17 protein-coding genes are annotated in these 21900 nt (G+C 40.6%); 4 read left to right on the plus strand and 13 right to left on the minus strand.

The annotated features are described in order from the left end of the window. Positions 1–145, plus strand: a 145-nt coding sequence (locus HMPREF0849_RS10145) for a hemolysin III family protein (RefSeq protein ID WP_332248913.1), incomplete at its 5' end; no start/stop codon positions are given. Here HMPREF0849_RS10145 and pdxT read toward each other — a convergent pair. The 3 genes from pdxT to nox all read right to left on the minus strand — a co-directional run bounded on the left by pdxT (position 98) and on the right by nox (position 3258). Next, positions 98–745 carry a pyridoxal 5'-phosphate synthase glutaminase subunit PdxT gene (gene pdxT, locus HMPREF0849_RS01550; protein WP_000689965.1) on the minus strand — a complete coding sequence of 216 codons (648 nt, stop codon included), beginning with the start codon at positions 743–745 and terminating at the stop codon, positions 98–100. The genes HMPREF0849_RS10145 and pdxT overlap by 48 nt on opposite strands. Continuing rightward, on the minus strand, positions 746–1621 hold the full coding sequence (pdxS, locus tag HMPREF0849_RS01555) for a pyridoxal 5'-phosphate synthase lyase subunit PdxS (RefSeq protein ID WP_000138520.1): 876 nt from the start codon (positions 1619–1621) through the stop codon (positions 746–748). A 257-nt stretch (positions 1622–1878) separates the two neighbouring features. After that, a complete protein-coding gene (nox, locus tag HMPREF0849_RS01560) occupies positions 1879–3258 on the minus strand; it encodes a H2O-forming NADH oxidase (protein ID WP_000036761.1) in 1380 nt (459 codons plus the stop codon). Between the two features lie 307 nt (positions 3259–3565). Between nox and HMPREF0849_RS01565 the strand changes: the two genes are divergently transcribed. From HMPREF0849_RS01565 to HMPREF0849_RS01575, 3 genes are read left to right on the plus strand one after another with little or no spacing between them, the layout of a single operon-like run. After that, a complete protein-coding gene (locus HMPREF0849_RS01565; protein ID WP_009013505.1) occupies positions 3566–4495 on the plus strand; it encodes an FAD:protein FMN transferase in 930 nt (309 codons plus the stop codon). 18 nt (positions 4496–4513) lie between these two features. Continuing rightward, positions 4514–5119, plus strand: a complete 606-nt coding sequence (locus tag HMPREF0849_RS01570; RefSeq protein ID WP_000915935.1) for an NADPH-dependent FMN reductase — start codon at positions 4514–4516, stop codon at positions 5117–5119. Positions 5120–5136: 17 nt separating this feature from the next. Further along, the gene (locus tag HMPREF0849_RS01575; protein ID WP_000673672.1) at positions 5137–6381 is read left to right on the plus strand and encodes an NAD(P)H-dependent oxidoreductase; all 1245 of its coding nucleotides are present in this window, start codon (positions 5137–5139) and stop codon (positions 6379–6381) included. 82 nt (positions 6382–6463) lie between these two features. Here HMPREF0849_RS01575 and HMPREF0849_RS01580 read toward each other — a convergent pair whose 3' ends face one another. The 10 genes from HMPREF0849_RS01580 to gyrB form a co-directional block, all read right to left on the minus strand. Continuing rightward, entirely contained in the window at positions 6464–6721 is a 258-nt protein-coding gene (locus tag HMPREF0849_RS01580) for a DUF896 family protein (protein ID WP_000371291.1), read from the minus strand. A 41-nt stretch (positions 6722–6762) separates the two neighbouring features. Continuing rightward, a complete protein-coding gene (gene glyS, locus HMPREF0849_RS01585) occupies positions 6763–8799 on the minus strand; it encodes a glycine--tRNA ligase subunit beta (RefSeq protein WP_000164748.1) in 2037 nt (678 codons plus the stop codon). A 20-nt stretch (positions 8800–8819) separates the two neighbouring features. After that, positions 8820–9275 (minus strand): hypothetical protein, encoded by a 456-nt coding sequence (locus HMPREF0849_RS01590; protein ID WP_000241032.1) that lies wholly within the window; start codon positions 9273–9275, stop codon positions 8820–8822. A 3-nt stretch (positions 9276–9278) separates the two neighbouring features. Then, positions 9279–10196, minus strand: a complete 918-nt coding sequence (glyQ, locus tag HMPREF0849_RS01595) for a glycine--tRNA ligase subunit alpha (protein ID WP_000038735.1) — start codon at positions 10194–10196, stop codon at positions 9279–9281. 35 nt (positions 10197–10231) lie between these two features. Next, positions 10232–10603, minus strand: coding sequence for a GFA family protein (locus tag HMPREF0849_RS01600; RefSeq protein ID WP_000912017.1), 372 nt, complete (start codon positions 10601–10603; stop codon positions 10232–10234). A gap of 316 nt (positions 10604–10919) precedes the next feature. After that, positions 10920–15431: a S8 family serine peptidase gene (locus HMPREF0849_RS01605; protein ID WP_001081925.1), complete on the minus strand. Its 4512-nt coding sequence runs from the start codon at positions 15429–15431 to the stop codon at positions 10920–10922. A gap of 289 nt (positions 15432–15720) precedes the next feature. Continuing rightward, a complete protein-coding gene (locus tag HMPREF0849_RS01610; RefSeq protein ID WP_000844573.1) occupies positions 15721–16563 on the minus strand; it encodes an aldo/keto reductase in 843 nt (280 codons plus the stop codon). Between the two features lie 81 nt (positions 16564–16644). Continuing rightward, positions 16645–18036 (minus strand): peptidoglycan-N-acetylglucosamine deacetylase PgdA, encoded by a 1392-nt coding sequence (gene pgdA / locus HMPREF0849_RS01615; protein WP_009013506.1) that lies wholly within the window; start codon positions 18034–18036, stop codon positions 16645–16647. 103 nt (positions 18037–18139) lie between these two features. Continuing rightward, complete coding sequence (ezrA, locus tag HMPREF0849_RS01620; RefSeq protein WP_000064805.1) at positions 18140–19867, minus strand: septation ring formation regulator EzrA; 1728 nt, start codon at positions 19865–19867, stop codon at positions 18140–18142. Between the two features lie 80 nt (positions 19868–19947). After that, entirely contained in the window at positions 19948–21894 is a 1947-nt protein-coding gene (gyrB, locus tag HMPREF0849_RS01625; RefSeq protein WP_000134074.1) for a DNA topoisomerase (ATP-hydrolyzing) subunit B, read from the minus strand. Positions 21895–21900: the final 6 nt, after the last annotated feature.

Genomic DNA, 21900 nt, shown 5'->3' on the forward strand with positions numbered 1-21900 from the left:
GAGTCTCATGGTAACTGGCGGACTCTGTTATACAGTTGGAGCTGGATTTTACGCTAAGAAAAAACCTTATTTCCACATGATTTGGCATCTCTTTATCCTAGCAGCATCTGCACTTCAATATATCGCGATTGTTTATTACATGTAAAAAAGTTGAGAATCTTTTCTCAACTTTTTCTTTACACATATTGATAAAATACTGGTGCAAGCGAGCATCATCTGTCAATTCTGGATGAAAAGAAGTTACCAGCATATTCTGTTCTTGAGCTGCAACGATTTGATCATCAACTGTTGCTAGAATTTCTACACCCTCTCCAACACTGCTGATAATCGGTCCACGGATAAAGGTCATGGGAATCTGGCCAACTCCCTTACATTCTGCCTCTGTATAGAAGCTTCCTAGTTGGCGTCCATAAGCATTGCGCTCAACCACTATATCCATGGTTCCAAGATGACTTTCTTCCTGAGAAGTGATTTCCTTAGCCAGCAAGATTAAGCCCGCGCAGGTTCCAAAGACTGGTAAGCCAGAGAGAATGGCTTCTCGGATGGGAAGCAGCATGTTCTGGTCGCGCAAGAGCTTGCCCATGGTTGTAGACTCACCGCCAGGTAATATCAAACCCACCAACTCACTCTGATGTTGTTGAAAATCATCTAAATTTCTGATTTGGACACTAGAGACTCCTAGTTTATCTAGCACTTTTGCATGCTCTTCAAAGGCTCCCTGCAAGGCTAATATTCCGATTTTCATCTATTTTCCTCGCTCAGCCATGAGAATTTGGATTTCATTCTCATTGATTCCAACCATGGCTTCCCCTAGGTCTTCAGAGATTTGAGCCAAAATTTGAGGATTTTGGTAGTTGGTTACGGCTTTAACAATAGCACTTGCTCGTTTAACAGGGTCTCCTGATTTGAAAATACCTGAACCGACAAAGACACCCTCTGCTCCCAATTGCATCATCAGCGCAGCATCTGCAGGTGTTGCCACACCTCCGGCTGCAAAGTTGACAACTGGTAATTTTCCGTGTTCATGGACGTATTGGACCAATTCTACAGGGACTTGCAAGTCCTTGGCAGCCACATAAAGTTCATCTTCGCGTAGATTTTGAATGCGGCGAATTTCCTGATTCATCATACGCATATGGCGAACGGCTTGAACGATGTCACCTGTACCCGGTTCTCCTTTTGTCCGAATCATAGAAGCTCCTTCAGCGATACGACGCAAGGCTTCACCCAAATCCTTAGCTCCACAGACAAAAGGAACTTGGAATTCTTTCTTGTCCACATGGAAACGGTCATCAGCTGGAGAAAGCACTTCACTCTCATCGATATAGTCAATCTCAATAGCCTCTAAAATCTGAGCTTCTACAAAATGCCCGATTCTAACCTTGGCCATCACTGGAATGCTGACCGCTTCTTGGATTTCCTTAATCATCTTTGGATCACTCATACGGGAAACCCCACCAGCTGCACGAATATCAGCTGGAATTCGCTCCAAGGCCATAACAGCTGCCGCACCAGCAGCCTCTGCGATACGAGCCTGTTCAGGGTTCTGAACGTCCATGATAACCCCACCTTTGAGCATCTGTGCCAAGTTTTTATTTAGTTCATAACGATTTTCAGTCATTTCTTAATCCTCATCATTTGTATTGGTAGCTACCATTTCATTTTAAGCCAGATTAGAATGAAGTACAAGATAAAAAAAGGATAATTGTATGGGTACAGATTGATACTCAATGAAAATCAAAGAGCAAACTAGGAAGCTAGCCGCAGGCTGTACTTGAGTACGGTAAGGCGAAGCTGACGTGGTTTGAATTTGATTTTCGAAGAGTATAACTAAAAAACTATCTGACCTTAACCCAAGGCCAGATAGCTCGTCAATTTTTATTTTTCAGCTGTAAGTGCAGCCATTGTAATGTAGTTGTATGGTTTGTTGAAATGTGGCAAGAAGAATAGGTCTGTCAAAGCCAATTTATCAATGGTTACATGCTCTTGGATAGCAAGTGAGAACATGTGGATTCCCATACTGATAGCAGCATCATGTGAAACCATTTGTGCACCAAGGATTTCGCGGCTGTCTTTGTCAAAGACAATCTTGATGGCAACTTCGTGGTTGTCATGTTTGATAAATTCTGGTTTTTGAAGATCGTTAAATCCAGTTTCAGTTGCATTATAGCCAGCAGCTTTGGCTTTTTCAAGAGTCAAACCAGTCGAAACCATGTGAAGACCGTAGATAGAGATACCGTTTGATCCTTGAACTCCGATTCCTTCCAATTCATGACCACAAGCGTTATAAGCACCAACGATACCAGTACGTACAGCGTTAGAAGCAAGAGCGATGTAGCTTGTATCTTTACGAGCATTGTCATAAACAGTTGCACAGTCACCAACAGCGTATACACCTGGGATAGATGTTTCTTGTTTCTTATCTACAAGGAAGGCACCGTTACGGAAGAGTTCAATCTTACCGTCAGCAAGAGCTGTGTTTGGACGGAAACCAACAGCAAGAACTACCATATCTACATCAAATGTTTCTTTGTCTGTTACCAAGCGTTCAACTTTTCCATCACCTTGGATGGCTTTAACTGTTTGACCAAGAGCCAAGCGGATGTTGTGGTCTTCCAAGTTCTTCGCCATCATTTGAGTGAAGTCTTTGTCATAGTAGCCGTTCAAGACTGTGTCTACGATATCGACAAGCACCACTTCTTTTCCAAGTCGCTCAAAGGCTTCGGCAAGTTCTACACCGATGTAACCACCACCAACAACGGCAATGCGCTCAAGGTGTTTGCTCTTGTCTTCAAGTTTTTCAATAACTTCTTCAGCGTTTTGGTACAATTTAACAAATTGTACATTTTCAAGAGTCGCTTTGAATTCGCGGTTGCCCTTAACGATTTCAACACCTTCGATTGGAGGCAAGATTGGAGTTGAACCAGTTGCAAAGATCAATTTATCATAAGACTCTTTGTGCTCTTTTCCTTCAACTTCTGCAGTCACAACTTTGTTATCGTAGTCAATTGAAAGAACTGGTGAGTTCATGTAAACTTTAGCACCTTTTGCTTCCAATTTTTCTTTATCAGAGTAGAAGAGACCTTCTGGGCCGTCAATTTGTTCCCCGATCCAAAGCGCCATTCCACAACCAAGGAATGAAATATTTGAGTTTTGATCAAATACTACGATTTCGTTCTCATGTCCGAAGTTGTCCAACATGGTATTAATACAAGCTGTACCAGCGTGGTTAGCACCAACTACAACGATTTTACTCATAGAAAAATTCCTACCTTTAATTTTTGATTTACCTTTCTAGTATATCATTTACTGTTAGCGTTTACAAGGCATTTGCTCAGAATTCTCTTTTTTTCAGAAAAAAATACACTTAACATTGATAAATCCAATTTTTCTATCGTTTTCATATTAATTTTGAGCATATTTCTTGACTTTTTGTCAAAATTCATTTGTGAAAACGCTGACTTTATGATATGCTAGATACATGGAAAGAAAATGTAAGGGGTTTAATTTTTCTTTAACGACCTTATATTGAATGACTTCCTATAAAGAGAAAGGAGCTGGTAGCTTGCCTCTTCATTCACGTTCTGAACGGCTAATGGGAACAACTATCACGATTTCATTAGTAGATGAACAGGCTGATTGCCTACTTCAAGGAGCCTTTGATTTGCTCAAGGAACTCGAATACCGTTTTAACGCCAACAGTCAAGAATCCGAACTGATGGAAATCAACTACCAGGCTGGAATCACACCTGTTAAGGTTCATCCTGACCTATTTGAACTGATTGCTCTTGGACTTGAGCATAGCCTAGCACCATCTAGCCATCTAAACATCAGCATTGGCCCCTTGATTCAAATCTGGCGAATCGGATTTGCAGATGCACGGCTTCCAGACTCTAAAGAAATCGAAGCTGTCTTATCTCTAGTTGACCCGCATTTTATCAAGTTGGATCCGACTAGCTCTACTGTCTTTTTAGAGAAGAAAGGAATGAAGCTTGATTTAGGTTGTTTAGCCAAGGGCTATAGTGCAGATAAGGTTGCCCAGTATTTGAAAGAACACGGTGTCACCTCTGCCTTGATCAATCTCGGAGGAAATATCCTCACCATCGGGAATAACCAAGCCAAAGAAGGGAAAGCCTGGCAGATTGGGATTCAAGATCCGCGAAATCCTCGTGGTAATCATCTCCTAACCATTCCTGCTTCTAACAAATCCGTTGTCACTTCAGGTATCTATGAACGCCACCTGACAGTAGATGGAAAAGACTATCACCATATCTTTGATAGTGAGACAGGATTCCCTGTCGAAACCGATCTTGCTAGCCTAACGATTGTCTCTGATAAATCCGTTGATGGTGAGATTTGGACAACGCGCCTTTTCGGAGAACGAAGCGCTTCTATCCTCTGGCAAGTCGAAAGTATAGATGGTATTGAAGCCATCCTCATTGACAAAGAGGGACGCCTTGCTTGTTCTTCAGGCCTTCAAAATTGTATTATGTAAAAAGAGAAAGGAAATCTCATGCTAAAACTTATTGCCATTGTTGGAACGAACTCTAAACGTTCTACAAACCGCCAATTGCTCCAATACATGCAAAAACACTTTGCTGATAAAGCTGAAATTGAACTCGTTGAAATCAAGGATATCCCTGTTTTCAACAAACCAGCAGATAAGCAACTTCCAGCTGAAATTCTTGAGATTGCAGCTAAAATTGAAGAGGCTGATGGTGTGATTATCGGTACTCCTGAGTACGACCACTCTATCCCTGCGGTATTGATGAGCGCTCTTGCTTGGCTATCTTACGGTATCTACCCACTTTTGAACAAACCAATCATGATCACTGGTGCTTCCTATGGTACACTTGGTTCATCTCGTGCCCAATTGCAACTTCGTCAAATTTTGAATGCTCCTGAAATCAAGGCAAATGTTCTTCCAGATGAATTCTTGCTCTCACACTCTCTTCAAGCATTTAACCCAAGTGGTGACTTGGTTGACCTTGACGTCATCAAGAAATTGGATGCCATCTTTGATGACTTCCGTATCTTCGTGAAAATTACTGAGAAATTGCGCAATGCACAAGAATTGCTTCGCAAAGATGCAGAAGAATTTGACTGGGAAAATTTGTAAGATAGGAGACCGAAAGAATGAAATTTGTTGGACTTGTTGGATCAAACTACGATCAATCATATAACCGCAAACTCTTGGAATTTATCCGTCGCAATTTCAAATTCAAATTTGAATTAGAAGTCCTTGAAATCGACGAAGTTCCAATGTTTAACCAAGACGAAAAATGGGACGAAAGCTTCCAATTGCGTTTCTTGTATAACAAGATTACACGTGCTGATGGTGTCATTATCGCTACTCCTGAGCACAACCACACTATCTCAGCTTCCCTCAAATCTGTACTTGAATGGCTTTCATACGAAGTTCATCCATTTGAAAACAAGCCTGTTATGATTGTGGGAGCATCATACTACGACCAAGGAACTTCACGTGCCCAAGTTCACCTTCGTAAGATCCTTGACGCTCCAGGTGTCAATGCCTACACACTCCCAGGTAACGAATTCCTTCTTGGTAAAGCTAAGGAAGCTTTTGATAACAACGGAAATATCACCAACGAAGGAACTGTTAAATTCCTTGAAACTTGCTTAGATAACTTTGTAAAATACGTAGGAGTCGTTTCGAAATTGAAAAAACCAAAACCAATCGAACCAGAAGACTTGGATTGTGGAAAACCAATTGCTACAACCATTACTGAAGTTGATCCTGACGATCCAGAATGGGTAGAAAAAGTTGCAGCAATCACTGGCGCTGTTTCTGGTGATACCTATGTCAAATTGGACCACGGTATCTTGACAGTTAATCAAATTGATATGTTCTTGAAAGCTATGCCATTTGAATTGACATACGCTGACGACAACAACCAATTCCTATACTACAACAACGCTCACCAAGATCCAGACACCATGTTTGCTAAACGTGTACCACCTCAATCAGGTAGCCGTATGTCGACTGTTCATGGTTCTCTTCCACCAGCACGTATGAAGAACGTAGAGTGGGTTATCGGAACACTTCGCAACGGAAACCAAGAATACGTCCGTACGATCGTTCCAGGTTCTCCTGCAGGTGTCATCAACACACACAACTACCAAGCAATGTACTATCCTGATGGATCATACGCTGGTATCAATGAAATAGTCTTTAACTTCCAACCATGGCTTGACTGGTACCTAAAAGAGACTGGTCAACGTTTGGTAGGTGGTAGCGGACCATTTGCTCCTGCAGCTGGAGGTCATGGAGACGCCGATGCTACTTCTGGCGCTTCTGATTCAGGTGATGCTGGAGGCCACGGTGGTGACGCTGACGCTACATCTGGCGCAAGTAACTAAGAAACCAAAAAGGAGCCAAATGGCTCCTTTTTTTATTACAACAGAAAAGGGGCTTGTAAATCATCTACAAGCCCCTTTCATTTTATGAGTTAGGATCATCTAAACTACGGCCGTGCAAACCTTTTTCACGTTGTACTTGACGTAGTTTTTCTGGTGTAACGTCATTGCCTTCCTCATCCACAATTTTGATTCCCTCGATGTGGTGACGAACAGAACGACGATAGCCTTCGATGTACTCCTCACGAAGTTTAGCTTGTTCCACTTTTTCAGCAGAAGTTAAGCCTTCTGTCTTTTTCTTTTTGGCAAGTTCATTGATACGAGCGATTTTTTTCGGATCCATTTCTTCTCCTTTGTGATAAGATACAGTTCGTTTGACTGAGTTTATTTGGTATTAATTTGGTTGAAACGTGCAAGTTTAGCTGCTTTCTTGGTTAATTGCGACAAGATTGCCAAACGATTTTGTCGAACAGTCTGATCTTCAGCCATTACCATGGTATTTTCAAAGAAAGCATCAATTACTGGGCTAAGCGCAAAGAGTTGTTCTAATTGTTGGCTTGCAGTTCCTGATAAAACTAATGATTCTACTGCTTCTGCCAAGGCTTTCTCTTCTTCATTCTCAAAGAGAGCAGGATCAACAGTATCAGTTCCTTCGGCTTTTTCAGCCAAGTTGAAAGCACGTGAGAGGGATTCGACAGACGATTTGAAATCTTCTTTCTTGCTTGCTTCGACAAGAGCACTTGCTGCTTCTAGCATATCCGCCACAACAAAGTTTGAACTTGCAAGAACTGCTTCCTTGATATCTTTTGGAGTAGAACCCATCATCTTATCGACACGAGCCTTGATAAAGTCCATAACCTCTGCCTTATTTTCATAAGTCAAGCTGTCAAATTTCAAACTGTAAAGGCTATCAATCAACTCATCCATAGCAATGTGCCAACCAAAAGCATCCAAGATACGAACCACACCTTGCGTCGCACGACGAAGGGCATAAGGGTCGTTAGAACCTGATGGAATCAAACCTACTGAGAAGAAACTCAAAATTGTATCCAATTTGTCTGCAATGGCTAGAATGGCTCCTACCTTGCTCTCTGGAAGTTCGCCTTCAGCAGCTGTCGGCATGTAGTGTTCACGAATAGCAGCTGCCACCGCTGGAGTTTCTCCAGCAAGAAGAGCATATTTCTCTCCCATAATTCCTTGGAGTTCGTCAAATTCACCAACCATACCCGTCAACAAGTCAAACTTGTAAATGGCTGCTGCACGCGCTAGGTCAACTGTTTCATCCACTGACAAACCAGCTTTTTCTGCCAAGAGAATGGCAATCTGCCCTGTACGAATCATGTGTTCACGAAGGGAACCAATCTTTTCGTGGAAGGTCACATGGTTCAATTTTTCAACAAGTTCAGAAATCATCAATTTTTGGTCTTCACGCCAGAAGAATTCACCGTCTTCCAAACGAGCAACTAAGACTTTTTCATTACCCTTGATAACATTTTCCAAATGCTCTGCGTTTCCGTTACGAACAGAAATAAAGTTTGGTAAGAGTTTTCCATCTTGATCTCGGACAACGAAGTAGCGTTGGTGTTCCTTCATCGAAGTCACCAAAACTTCTTCTGGAACTTCAAGGTATTTGGAATCAAAACTTCCCATAAAGGCAGTTGGGTATTCAACCAAGTTCAAGACTTCATTGAGCAAATCAGCATCAATTTCGATACGTACACCATGCTCAGCTTCGATTGCTTTTATTTGGTCAACAATCATTTGCTCACGTTCACGAGGATCCGCGATTACAAACTGCTTACGAAGATCTTCTTCGTAGCTCAATGCTGACTGAATCTTGGTTTCTTGTCCCAAGAAACGATGGCCACGACTTACACGACCGCCCTTGATATCAAGGAAATCCAAATCAAACTCTTCTTCATCTAAAAGAACTGTCAAAGTGTGTACAGGGCGGATGTATTCAAAAGTGTTGTTAGCCCAGTGCATGCTGACAGGGAATGTCAGTGACTTCAAGACGTCTACTACACCTGGAACAATGGCTTCAACTGGTTGGCCCACTTCTTCCTTGGTAACATAGACATATTCTTCACCCTTGATTTCACGGAATTCGATATCTTCAACTGTCAAGCCTTTTCCACGGACAAATCCTTGAGCTGCTTTGGTGAAGTTTCCATCACTATCCAAGGCGATTTTCTTTGCTGGTCCCTTGAAATCTTCTGTCAAATCAGACTGTTTGTCTGCAAGACCAGTCACACGAACAGCCAAACGACGTGGTGTTGAGAAGGTTTGAATGGCTTCAAAAGACAGGCGGTTTTCCTTGAGGAAGGCTGCCATTTTTTCACCTAGTTGTTTTTCGCTTGGAGTTACTACGTAGGCTGGTAACTCTTCAAGACCGAGTTCTACTAATAAGTTTTTTGTCATGTTTTTTCCTTTACTTATTCTTATTTTATCGAAACTGATATAATTTTTATAGGTCCAGAAGGACGACTCTGATTATCACATGAAAAAAGTAGATACTTATTCTCTAAGTTTTCTGTGATAATCTCTTTTAGTGAATCTTCTAGCTCTTGAATAAGATTATCGATTTTCCCAGATATTTTAAAATATAATTGAATGAAAAATTCATTGTAATCTTTTTGATAATTTGTTGTTGTAATATCAAAATAATACGTGCCTATTTTTTGAATATTTTCAGTTTGCTTACATTTTACATTAAATTCCATATCAGGTTGTTTTTCAAATTCGAAACCAATTTTTTTAAAATTTATATTTAATTTCTTTTCACAAAAAAGGACTTTAGCTAAGTTATCCTCTTTTAAATCAAAATTCTTCCACTTCTCTACCTCTAATTTTAAAACAAATGGAATAATTTGATTATCGTTAGTACTTTTTACCAATCGTTATTCTTCCTCTTCTGCTAGGAGTTTAGCTCGTGTTGCTTCATCCAAAAGTGGGTAGCCTAGGCGTTTGCGTTCTGCAACAAAGGTTTTGGCTACGACACGGGCCAAGTTACGGATACGAGCGATATAGCCTGCGCGCTCAGTAACAGATACGGCACCGCGCGCATCAAGCAGGTTAAAGGTATGTGAACATTTGAGAACATAGTCATAGGCAGGGTGAACCAAGCCTTCTTCTAATGCGCGACCAGCTTCTTTTTCAAACTTATCAAAGTTTTCAAGCAACATTTCTTGGTCCGAAATTTCAAATGAATATTTTGAATGCTCGTACTCAGGCTGGATAAAGATTTCTCCGTATTTTACACCATCAGCCCACTCGATATCATAGACAGAGTCCACTTCTTGAATATAAGAAGCCAAGCGTTCCAAACCATAGGTAACTTCCGCAGTCACAGGGCCAGTTGCCAATCCACCAACTTGTTGGAAATAAGTGAACTGAGTGATTTCCATCCCATCAAGCCAAACTTCCCATCCAAGACCAGCTGAACCAGTTGATGGGTTTTCCCAGTTGTCCTCAACGAAACGGATATCGTGTTCCAATGGATTGATACCCAATTTTTCCAAAGACTCAAGGTAAAGTTCCTGAATATTTGATGGAGAAGGCTTCATGACCACTTGGAATTGGTGGTGTTGGTAGAGACGGTTAGGGTTTTCCCCGTAACGACCGTCAGCAGGACGACGTGATGGCTCCACATAAGCCGCATTCCATGGCTCAGGACCAATAGCACGAAGGAAAGTGTAAGGACTCATTGTCCCCGCACCTTTTTCATTATCATAAGCCTGCATGAGCATACAACCTTGGTCATTCCAAAATTGTTGTAAAGTCAAAATAATTTCTTGAAATGTTAATTTCTTAGACATTGTTTACTCCTTTAATTTATATTATCTTTTTAGATTTATTCATCAAGCAACCAAGAAAAAGCTGGGTCCTGAAAAATATGACGTTTGGGAACAGTTTGTAAATTCTGATCGCATTCGTCTATTGTACCTAATTTTAAAGCACAGACTTCTGGTATATTTTCTTGAGCAGTGAAAATTTGACTATGACAGTTCTGACAGTAATAGCGTTGTTTTCCTGGAGATGAACTATAGGTAACCAACTGTTCTTTTCCATGCAATACTAGGTTTTTACTGCTAACTTTGGCATTCACTGTATAGGCAGACGCAGTTGCTTTCCGACAGAATGAGCAGTGGCAAAAAACTAATTCCGACAATTCCTCATCTAAAGTGTAGGTCACTGCTTTGCATAAACAAGATCCTTTAAGCATTATGCTCCTTTCTACTTAGGCATTAGACGAAATTTAAAAAGAACCGAATTTCAACACCCAAGCCTTGCGACTAGGGGCGTCAGAAACGCGGTTCCACCCTAATTTATTACTTCATTGTTTTTAAAAATACGACAGAAAGCGCCAGTTTCTTACCTTGTCCTACTTGGCTCCCACTATCCCAAGCTCGCTGAAGAACGCCATAAGACTTTCTTTCCTAGCTAGTATTATAGCAGATTTTCTAGTTAGTGTAAACCAAAAATGAGTCTGAAAACAAAGTTCCAGACTCATTTAATAGTAAAGCTTCAGAAAGTCCTGTTTAAGGATGTCTTTTCGCTTTTGGTTTTTTGCCATGTAAATTTCTCTTGGCTTGTTTCAATGCTGTAATGGCATCTTTGACATCTTCTTGGCTCGCTCCTGGATATTTAAGGAGTTCCTGTGCATTTTTAAAAGTTAGAAGATAAGCTGCTTTTTCTTTCTTGTCAGCATAGATAAATCTCGCGTTCTTTTCTTGGAAAAGGCGTTCATCTTTGACCAGTTTCTTCAGACTAGAGAAGTCTGTTGCCTTGCCATTCAGTTTGCTTTTAGCTGATGCTAGGGCAATGAGAGATTGGTCAATTTGATCCTGTTTAACTTTAGGATCCACAGCTAGTAAGGCGATTTCTTGGAAGGCACGATCATAAGCTCGACGTACTTTTTCCTTGGCATTCGCATATCGTCCAGTTTTAGTCGTTGCATAGTAAGCTTTCATAGCTTCTTTCAAGGCTGTAACGTTCGAATCTTTTCCATCCAAAGCTTTACCAGCAGCTTCAAGACTAGCGAGAACGCCATCAATCAATTCTTGCTTCAACTTGCTTGACAAGGCTGACTGTGCCACTTGGAAAGCTCGGTCATAAGCTTTTCTCTTATCTGCACTACTATTAAAGTAGCGAGACGTTTCTACCAGTTCTTTTTGTTGATTTACCGCAGCAATCAAGGCCAACTTAGACACAACAGATAGACGCAAAGCATTATTTCGACCTGGCTGAACGAGCAAGGAAACGAGATCTTCAAGGAGTTCGTATCCAGTTGGCAAGGTGACTTGTACAGTATAACGACCTGTAGCAACTTTCTTACCAAAGGCGTATTGACCGTATTTTTCAGCGGGAAGAGTGATCCTTGTCCCATCTTCTCCTTTCAGAACCACAGTAGTCGTCTTTGGAACTGCTTGGTTGAAGGAAACAGACACTGGTGCATATTCTAGGAGATTTGCTAGGAAGGTAATGGTTTGGAAACTATTTTCTTCCGTCAGGTCAAACTCTTGGGACAGGGCACTGATAAATTTCAATTCTGTTCGATCATAACTGAAAATTTCTGCTGTATAATGACCAAATTGTAAGAAATGAATCGCTTTTGTCTTGTCAACATCAACATATTGTCCCTTGCTATTTTTGATTCGATAGACGTAGAGGGTATCAATATCTTGTTTTGTTTTTGCATCCTTCAAGGCAATTTTCACTCGACCACTATTTTGATCGCGGACAAGTTCGGCAAGTGAGATATAGTCTACATTTCCTGCATAGTCCTCTACAAGATAGTAAATATTAGCCTTATCAACATTCTTAGGAAGTGTATAACTACCGTCAGCATTGGCCTTAATCAGATGGGTGTTCTCAAGCGCACGGGTTCCAGACTGATCTTTCTCAGATAGAACCATGGTCCCTTTCTGGTCAAATGGTGTGAGGTAGAAGAGTTTTTCTGAAAGGATACCGCCTTGACCCACATCTTTTGGTTTTCGAGCTACGAATTCTTGGTTTCCATCTTTAAAGCGAATATAACCACTTGTGATGACAGGTTTTTGAGTATCAATTTGAATTTTAAAGGTCGTGTATTGTTCTTTGGCTCCTGGAACATCTGGTGTGTAACTAATAACATAGTCATATAAACCATCTGCAACGGTATTGCCATCAAAATCCTGACCTCTCCAAGCAGTATTATCTAGAATATAGCTTTTTAGATTTCTACTGTCACCATCAAAATAATTCTTACGAAGATCCTTTGCATCGCCCTCCCAAATAGGATGTTCATGCTTAGTATCCGTAGCCGCATAAACTGTAGCCCGAAGATTTACAAGATTTCTCAAAGCAACCGTTTTATATTCAACTAGGTCTTTGTTTCCATCATCGTTTGGAGAAATAGCAATACGGACATTCCCTTTTTCGTCCAACTGAAGAACATGCTTACCTTCAGCATTTTGTTCAATCCCAAGAACGGTAATTCGGCGTCCTTGGCGTTGACCTTTAGACACTAGAAGGTCATTTTGCAAGGTGGCGAGATAGGTAGCATCATTAGAGTAGTTAACGGCAGGATTTTCCTTGTCTACTTCCGTGTAAAATCCATTTTTCCCTTCTCGAACAAGATTGTAAATTGGTTTTTCAACAGCAGGGAGATTTTGGAATTCTCCTCGGAAGCCCATAAATGCAAGACTCACAACATCCCCATCATCTGCTGGATCTACAAATCGAACAAACCCTTCAAGGAAATAGCCATTTGGCATTTGTTTGCTGAGTTCAGCAGCAAATTTTCGAGCATCCACTTTAACAGTGACTGTTTGACTGCTGTGGGCTTTGACCGTCACTTCAGGCCAGACTGTCTCCGTTAGTTTTCGAGGTCGAAGGGTGAATTTTCCATCTTGGACCTCGTCTGTATTGGTATTCACTACCATCTTGAGAGTACGGTCAGTATCTGAAATATTGTGTACAGTGACCTTGAAAGTAAATTGATCTCCAACATTTCCTAAAGTCACGCTTGGATAACCATTTTCACCCGTTACATAGAGGTCTGTTGACACTGCAGCAGCTGTATCCACAATACCAGAACCTTGCTGACGAGGAGAGGTATAAGTGCCTGTGTCCTTATTAACATGTGGTTTTGCAGTTGACATGATCAAGGCCTTGACAGTCTCTGATACTTGCTCAGGAGTCAATTCTGGATGGTGTTTTTGAAGGTATTCCTTAACCAGAACTGCAACACCCGTAACGTGAGGAGCCGCCATACTGGTTCCGCTGATACTACCGTAGGTATTGTCATTAAAGGATGAGTAGATATTGCCGCCAGGAGCTGTTACGTCTGGTTTCAATTGTCCATCGGTGGTCACTCCCCAACTTGAAAAGTCAGATAGCTGATTGGCTACATCAGAAGGACGATTATCCATCTTACCATTAAAAACAATCTTGTAGTTCCCAGATTTTAAGGCCTCACCATACTGTTTAGAAATAAATACTGAAGGAATTTTCTTTGCTTCATCATCAATAGCCATATTGATATTTGCACCTTCTACATTATTGTAGATCAAAGCACCAACTGCACCGTGTTTTCGTGCATTTTTGATCTTCTCTGAAAAGTTCATGGCTCCACGCTGAATGAGGGCAAGTTTCCCAGTTAAATCCAACTTCGCAAAGTCTTCTTCACGACCTAACCCTGCTTCGACGTATTCGTACTCTTTTCCTTTTTCAAAGTCCTTATCTGCCTCAGGTTGATTATAATCAAATTTTCCGTTATGAAGGCCGGCATTTCCCTCTAGACCTTTGACTTCAAAAACGGCTGTTGTCAATGTTTTATTGTTGACAGAAGCAACTGAAATCGAATCCTCAACAGTGGATGGATTTCCAACCAAGCCATAGTCTGGGTTTTCAGCTAGTGGTTTTGAATAACCATTTCCGAATGTATTACTATTTCCTGCTGAGATAAGAACAGAAACTCCCTTGGCACGAGCCCGTTTGATGGCATCCACAATATCAGAACCAGCATCGACCATAGAACCAGTGCTAGATCCCAAACTCATATTAATGGCATCTGCTCCTAAGGCAACTGCGTCATCAATCGCCTTTACATAAAGAGCAGAACTGGTCGTCTTTTGGCGATCTGAAAAGACACGCATAAACATGACTTGGGCTTCTGGTGCAACACCATAGACCTTTTCACCATTCGGTGCTTCTTTATCAGGGTTTCCAGCAGCAATCCCTGTTACGTGCATCCCATGAGAAGTTCTTTCTGCTTCTTTGATCTTATCTGTTCCGTCAAAGTAGTCATAGGCATAGACAACCTTATCGCTATACCATTTACCGTAGTCGATTCCAGCAGCCTTTTTAGCTGCTTCGATGGCTTCCTTGTTTTTAAATTTTGCTTTTGACGGATCCGAAATTCGAAGAACCTCATGATTCAAATCAAGCCCTGAGTCAATAATGGCAACAACGGTCCCTGTCCCCTTGTAACCAGCCTTCCAAGTTTTCGGTACTGTGATGATATCATTGCTTGAAAGACTATTGGGTTTTGCAGACTCAGCTTTTTCTTGTTCTTTTTCAGTAGTTGCTGTTTCTCCAGTAGTTTTAGGAGCTGTCGTTGCTTTAGCCTCTTTTTTCTCTATGGTAGAGGCCTTCTCAGTAGCAGGCGCTGTACTGGTATCGACTGTTGTTTCTTTTTGAACGACACCTTGATTTTCTTCTTTTGCAACTGCGCTATCTTTTCCTGATTCTTGGGCTTCAGCAGTTTTATCAACCGGAGCATCTACCTTAGCATCTTGTTTACTAGCATCCTCTTTAGAAGTTTCAACTTCTTGTTTCTCTCCAACTACTGGTGCTATCCCATTAGTATTGGTTTGGTCAGTAGAAGAGTTTGAGTGTTTATCGTCTTTTAGCTCTGTCTTAATTTCCTGAGTTTGAGCTTGATTTTCACCTGTACTCTGCTCATTGGCACTGACTTGACTTGCTCCAAAAACCAATGCAGTTCCCAATAAAACTGAAGCAAGACCAAATTTGTATTTCCGTAATGAAAAACGTTGTCGTCTATTCATAAATAATCTCCTTTTTCTTTAAAGTATACCTATTATAACGCAAATAATCATAAATTTTCATAAAAATCTGAATTGTCACAAAAATGTAATATTTACGTATATATTTTACTTATTTAATTTTATAATTCGTGTTATTTGCCCCATCAAACCAAAGTTTTTTAAATTCGTTCCTATATTTCAATCCATAAAATTATTTCATTATACAAACAATTTAGATTTTTTATACATAAAAAGACTAGGATTTAAAATTCCTAGTCTTTGTTAATTCGGTATAAATCGATTTTAAAAATTAAAAATCCATCTCATCCACACGAGGTGCGCCCGAAGTCACTGAAATTGTCTTTAAGACTTCTCGCTCGTCTTTGCTGAGTTCAATTCCAAAACAGTCAAGATTGCTCTGGATGCGAGAGGCTGTCACGGACTTAGGTAGGGGTAAAAATCCTTCTGCCAAACTCCAAGCCAAGGCAATTTGAGCCACTGTTTTCCCATGCTTCGCAGCAATTTTTTGGACTTCTTTCTGTTCAAACAACTCCCCTTGCCCAAATGGTCCCCATGCCTCTAAGAGAATTCCTTTCTCTTTACAGTAGTCAACCACTTCCTCTTGATAAACTCCTGGAGCCAAGCGTACCTGATTGACCGCCGGGATAATTCTTGCTGTCTCAAGCAAGGCATCCAAATGATGGGGAAGGAAATTACTAACGCCGATAGCACGGATTTTTCCTTCTTGGTAAAGGTCCTCCATCGCTCTCCAGACTTCAGCATTGCGAGTTTTCCATTCGTCATTTTCTCTTAAAGGTTTTGGATTTGGCCAATGGATAAGGTACAAATCTAGATAATCCAATCCCAGTTTTTCCATTGATTCTTCAAATGCTTGGCGAGCTTCATCATAGCTGTGATTGGTATTCCAGAGTTTGGTCGTTACAAAGATTTCTTGTCGTGGAAGACCGCTATCTCGAATAGCACGACCAACACTTTCCTCATTTTTATAGATAGCTGCAGTATCGATATGACGATAGCCAGCCTTTAAGGCTTCTAAAACGGCTTGGTAGGCTACCTCTCCATTTTCAGCTTTCCATGTTCCAAATCCTAGTACAGGAATTGAAACTCCATTATTAAGGGTATAAGATTTCATCGTTTTTCCTTTCTATGTGAAGAAAATCTAAAGAAACAAAATCCTGATTATCAGAACACTTGCTCCTTTAGATTTTAAAAATTATTGATCACGATCGTAATAGATCTCGTGAGCTTTTAAGCGAGAATTGAGTAATTCAGGAACGGTCACAAATGTATACCCTTCACCCTTTAAATACTCAATAACACTTGGTAGAGAATTAACAGAAGGACCATGAATATCATGCATGAGGATGATGGAACCATTGCGAACCTGACGTTGAATCTCTGTCAAAATGGCTGTCTCGTTTTTACTCTTCCAGTCCAAACTATCCACGTCCCACATGATGAAGCTTAAATCAAGGCCGTTTCGAATATCATCAGTGATGGCACCATAAGGTGGGCGCATCAGTTTAGAGCTTGATCCTAAAACTTGAGTTAACAGATCTTCTGTATCAGTGATTTGCTTTTTAGCATCTTCGAGCGAAAGTTGTGAAAGAACGGGATGACTCCAGCTGTGGTTTCCTACAACATGACCTTCTGATTTCATTCGTTTTAGAAGGTTTTCATTACCTGCAATGTTTTTACCAAGTACAAAGAAGGTTGCTTTTACACCATATTTATCTAAAGTATCCAAAGCTTGCGTGGTTGTAGTAGGATTTGGACCATCGTCAAAGGTTAAGGCTACAACCTTTTTATTTTTTTGAGCAAAGTATGCTTGGTACAGTTCAGCATCCTTTTCTAATAGATAAGAGGACTCCAATACATCAAAGAAACTGGATATTGGTAAGGCAATTTCCTCCAGAGTCTCCCCTGGATTAGCAGGATAAAGGATGATTTGACTATCCTTATAATCAAAGCTCCAAGATGTCAATTCTTGGTCTGTGAAGCTCTTTATAACTTGATCAATTTTTGCCTGGTCAAGTTTCTTATCTTCTAGAGTTGATTTGATTTGAGTCAGTAAGAGTTCCTTAGCCTTGCTTGCATCTTTGAAGAGTTTGCTGAGGTCAAAATCTTTCCCATCTTCAGTCAAGAAAATTTTCCCTAAAGAAGTCTTTTCTTTTTCTTCAACCTTTGATGCAGACAAATCGTAGACTTGCTTACTGATACTACGAGCAACAACTCCCTTTAAGACTGGGTCCAACTGCTCACTATAATAAAAGACCAAATCCTCTTTATCTTCCAGCTTTTCTTTAATATCCTGGTTGATTTTTTCTCTAACAGACGCAATGACTTCCTCTCCTTGCAGAGGGTAGTAGGCAATCACCTCAGCTTGACCTTTTCGGAAATGGTCCTTCTGACTACCTGAGTTGAATTGCTGGTCCTTTTCGCTTTTTAGCGCTTCAATTTTTTGTTCGTAAGATTGCTTTTGTAGTAGCTTATAACCAATAGCACTCCCTAATAGAATCGTAGCAATTCCTAAGATTCCAACAAGGGAAAGCAATAGCCTTCTCGTTTTATCGTGAGAAACACGTTTCGCTCTATTTTTTTTCATATTTCCATCATATCAAATCGAGGCTATTATTTCAATGATAAACAGGGATTCTGTCTTTTTTTAGGAAAATAAAAAAGCTTAGAAATCTTCTAAGCTTCTATTTTTAAAAACGAATCGCTTCACGTGTTTTCTCATATGAAGTTACAAAACGGTTTGTAACCCCTGGTTCAGCAACTTCCAAGGCTTGTGAAATTTTTTCAAATGATGCCTGATAGTCAAACTCTTTTTCAAAAATTTCAAGCGCTTCGTTGAAGGCCTCTTGGATACGCTCATCAAATGAACGGTAACGGTTTGAGTATTGCAAGAGTTGCTCCGTCAAGGTTGCATATTGAACGATATCATAGGTTTCTGTTTCAAGTGCTTCCATATCATTTGTTGCGACTTCAAGAATTCGTTTGACCGATTCAATATTCACTTGTGGTTGTTCTAACTCTGCCATCAGATCTTCTGTGTTATGACTTGCAGTAAAGAAAAGTTTCAAGAAACTTTGAGGAATACCTGGCAAGTTTCTCTTCTCCATGTAACGTTTGATAGTATGCAAACGGTTCACATAGACATTTGCTTTTTGGCGAGCATTGAGGTCGTCTTTTTCAATTTGCGCAAGTCGTTCGCTAACAGAGATTTGCTCATCCTCAATATCCTTGAGGTTGCTTTGAAGCATTTCCAACTGTTCTTCAAGAGCAGAGTAGGCTTGTGTTGACTCACCTTGGTCCTCTGTCACTTCCATGATTGCTGTATCAAGTGCAGCCAATTCTGCTTGAAGACGACGAACATGATTGCCATCACTTTCAGGAAGAAGGTAGGTTTTAGTCAAACGTTCAAGATCTTGAACAAGCACCTGATTATTTTCTTTCAAGTGGTTAAGATAAGTTGGTAATGTAGCAAGAAGACTTTCAACCACTTTTTGAGCTGCAATTTCACGAGTGAAGATATCATAAAGTGCGTTGATTTCTTCTTGGATGCGATTATTTTCATACTCTGCATTGTCCAATTCCAACTGACGAATATTTTCTTGATTATTTTTCAGAGATTCATGCAAAAGTTGGAAACGAGACTCAATATCTGTTTCTGTAAAGTGGTAGTTGGCATCCAACAGCTTGCGATAGCCTTCTTCCAAATCTGCCAATTGTTCTGGCAGTTCTTTTGTCAAGGTTTCAACAAGAGCTGGAATTCGCTCAACGATGTGTGTCAAAGCGAGAATATGATTTTCAGTTGAATCAAGAATTGCTGCGGCTTCAACCGGGTCACCTGATGAATTTAGGGTAACAAATTGAGAGAATTCAGATTGGATGTTTTCCAATTGTTTCTCAATCTCAGGAAGGGCTTTCCCATATTTCTCTGAGTCTTCTGCAACGGTATGTTGAAGGGATTCAAACAAGTCCAAGGCATGAAGGACACGGCCACTATTCTTAGATTCTTGCTTTTCAAGTTCAGAAAGGGCATTGCGAATAGCTGCAATATCCTCTTCAATTAAACCAATCTGGCTTTCAATTTGATCAATCTTGTGAGCAGCTTTGAAAAAACGGAAAGAATTATTGTAGCTTTCAGCTTCAAAGAGGTGATTTTCAATATCAGCAAATGAGTTCAGAGATAAATCAACCCATTTTTGATTCCATTCACGGAAGGTCACCTGACTTTGACCAATCAAGTGCATGTTTTTAACGGCTTCAACCTCATCATTTACAGGAAGGTTGTAGAGTTCTTCTTTTCTTTCTTCAAGGGCCGTTAATCTGCTTACATTACGCTTACGTAAAAAGATGGCTGTTACATAAGCTAAGATCAGAATGACTGCAATCGCAACCATTAGATAAATTAGTTGTCCATTAGACATATCAAACTCCTTTTATACTAGAAACAATCGTAATGATTATATCATATTTTTTAAACCAAGGGAACTATTTCCCACATTTTTTAGACGTCAAGTGTACTATAAACAGCGTTTTCTTCGATAAATTCGCGACGAGGTTCTACTCGATCCCCCATCAACATATCAAAGATTTTATCTGCTTCGGCAGCATCATCTACCGAAACACGCGCCATCAAGCGATGTTCAGGATCCATGGTTGTTTCCCACAATTGGTGGTCATCCATTTCTCCCAAACCTTTATAACGTTGGATGGTTGGTTTTGAACGCCCTTCACTGTGACGTGCTAAGGCTTCTTGGAGTTTAATTTCTTGATCTGCACCAGGTTGAATGTATTCTTTGATCTCACTTCCAACTTTAACCCCGTAAATCGGTGGTTGGGCAATGTAGACATAACCAGCCTCTAAGATTGGTTTCATATAGCGGTAAATCAAGGTTAGCAGGAGTGTTCGAATGTGGGCTCCATCAACATCGGCATCGGTCATCAAAACGAGTTTTTGGTAACGAGCCTTAGTGACATCAAATTCTGCGCCAAATCCTGTTCCCATAGCTGTGAAAAGACTTCGAATTTCTTCGTTTGCAAGGATTTTATCCATGCTAGCTTTTTCAACGTTCAAGATCTTACCACGAATTGGAAGGATAGCCTGGAACTCACGGTTACGACCAGATTTGGCTGATCCACCAGCTGAGTCTCCTTCGACGATGAAGAGTTCGGTTTCAGCAGGGTTGTTAGAAGAACAGTCTGCTAGTTTTCCTGGAAGATTGGAAATTTCCAAACCAGATTTCTTGCGTGTGACTTCACGCGCACGCTTGGCAGCTACACGAGCCTTGGCAGCCAAAATCCCTTTTTCCACGATACGCTTAGCAATCTGAGGATTTTCCATGAGAAAATCAGAGAAGGCATCGCTGAAGAGGCGATTGGTAATCTTGACTACTTCACTATTCCCCAGTTTGGTCTTGGTTTGTCCTTCAAACTGCGGATTTGGATGCTTAACTGAGATAACTGCTGTCAAACCTTCACGGACATCTTCCCCTGTTAGATTATCTTCATTGTCTTTTAGCAATTTATTTTTGCGAGCATAATCATTGATAACACGTGTCAGCGCTGTACGGAAACCTTGCTCATGCGTACCACCTTCATGGGTGTGAATGTTATTGGCGAAACTCATGACGTTTTCGTGGTAACCGGTTGTGTACTGCATGGCTACTTCAACTGTGATATCATCCATCTCACCGTCAGTGTAGATTGGTGTATCAAAGATAACATCCTTGTTCTCATTGATATATTCAACGTAGCTAGCAATCCCACCCTCATAGTGGTAATGTTTAGTCTGTTCGAGACCTTCACGCTTGTCTGTAATTGAAATTCGAAGTCCTCGGTTCAAAAAGGCTAGTTCTTGAATACGTTTGTTTAATTTTTCAAAGTCAAAAGTTGTTGTTTCTGTAAAAATCTCTGGGTCTGGTGTGAAGTGAACTGTTGTTCCAGTTTTATCTGTATCTCCAACCACCTCAAGATCAGCAACAACATGACCACGACGGTATTCTTGGTAATGAATCTTACCGTTTTTATGGACATGAACATCTAGCTGAGTTGAAAGAGCGTTTACTACTGATGAACCCACTCCGTGGAGCCCACCTGATACCTTATATCCGCCACCGCCGAATTTTCCTCCAGCGTGAAGAACTGTAAAGACGGTCTCAACAGCGGGACGTCCTGTTTTTTCCTGAATATCAACAGGAATTCCACGCCCATCATCCACTACGGTGATGGAATTATCAGGCTCTATAAAGACTTGGATGTGACTGGCAAATCCAGCTAGGGCTTCGTCAATTGAGTTATCAACGATTTCCCATACTAGATGGTGAAGACCTTCTTTTGAAGTCGATCCAATATACATACCTGGACGCATACGAACAGCTTCAAGTCCCTCCAAAACTTGAATTTGACTGGCATCATAATCTTGTGCCTGTTGATTTTTGATTTCTTCTGTCATTTTTTC

Origin of the sequence: Streptococcus sp. C300 (genome assembly GCF_000187645.1) — a bacterium.
In the GTDB taxonomy this organism is placed as follows: Bacteria; Bacillota; Bacilli; order Lactobacillales; family Streptococcaceae; genus Streptococcus; species Streptococcus oralis_CQ.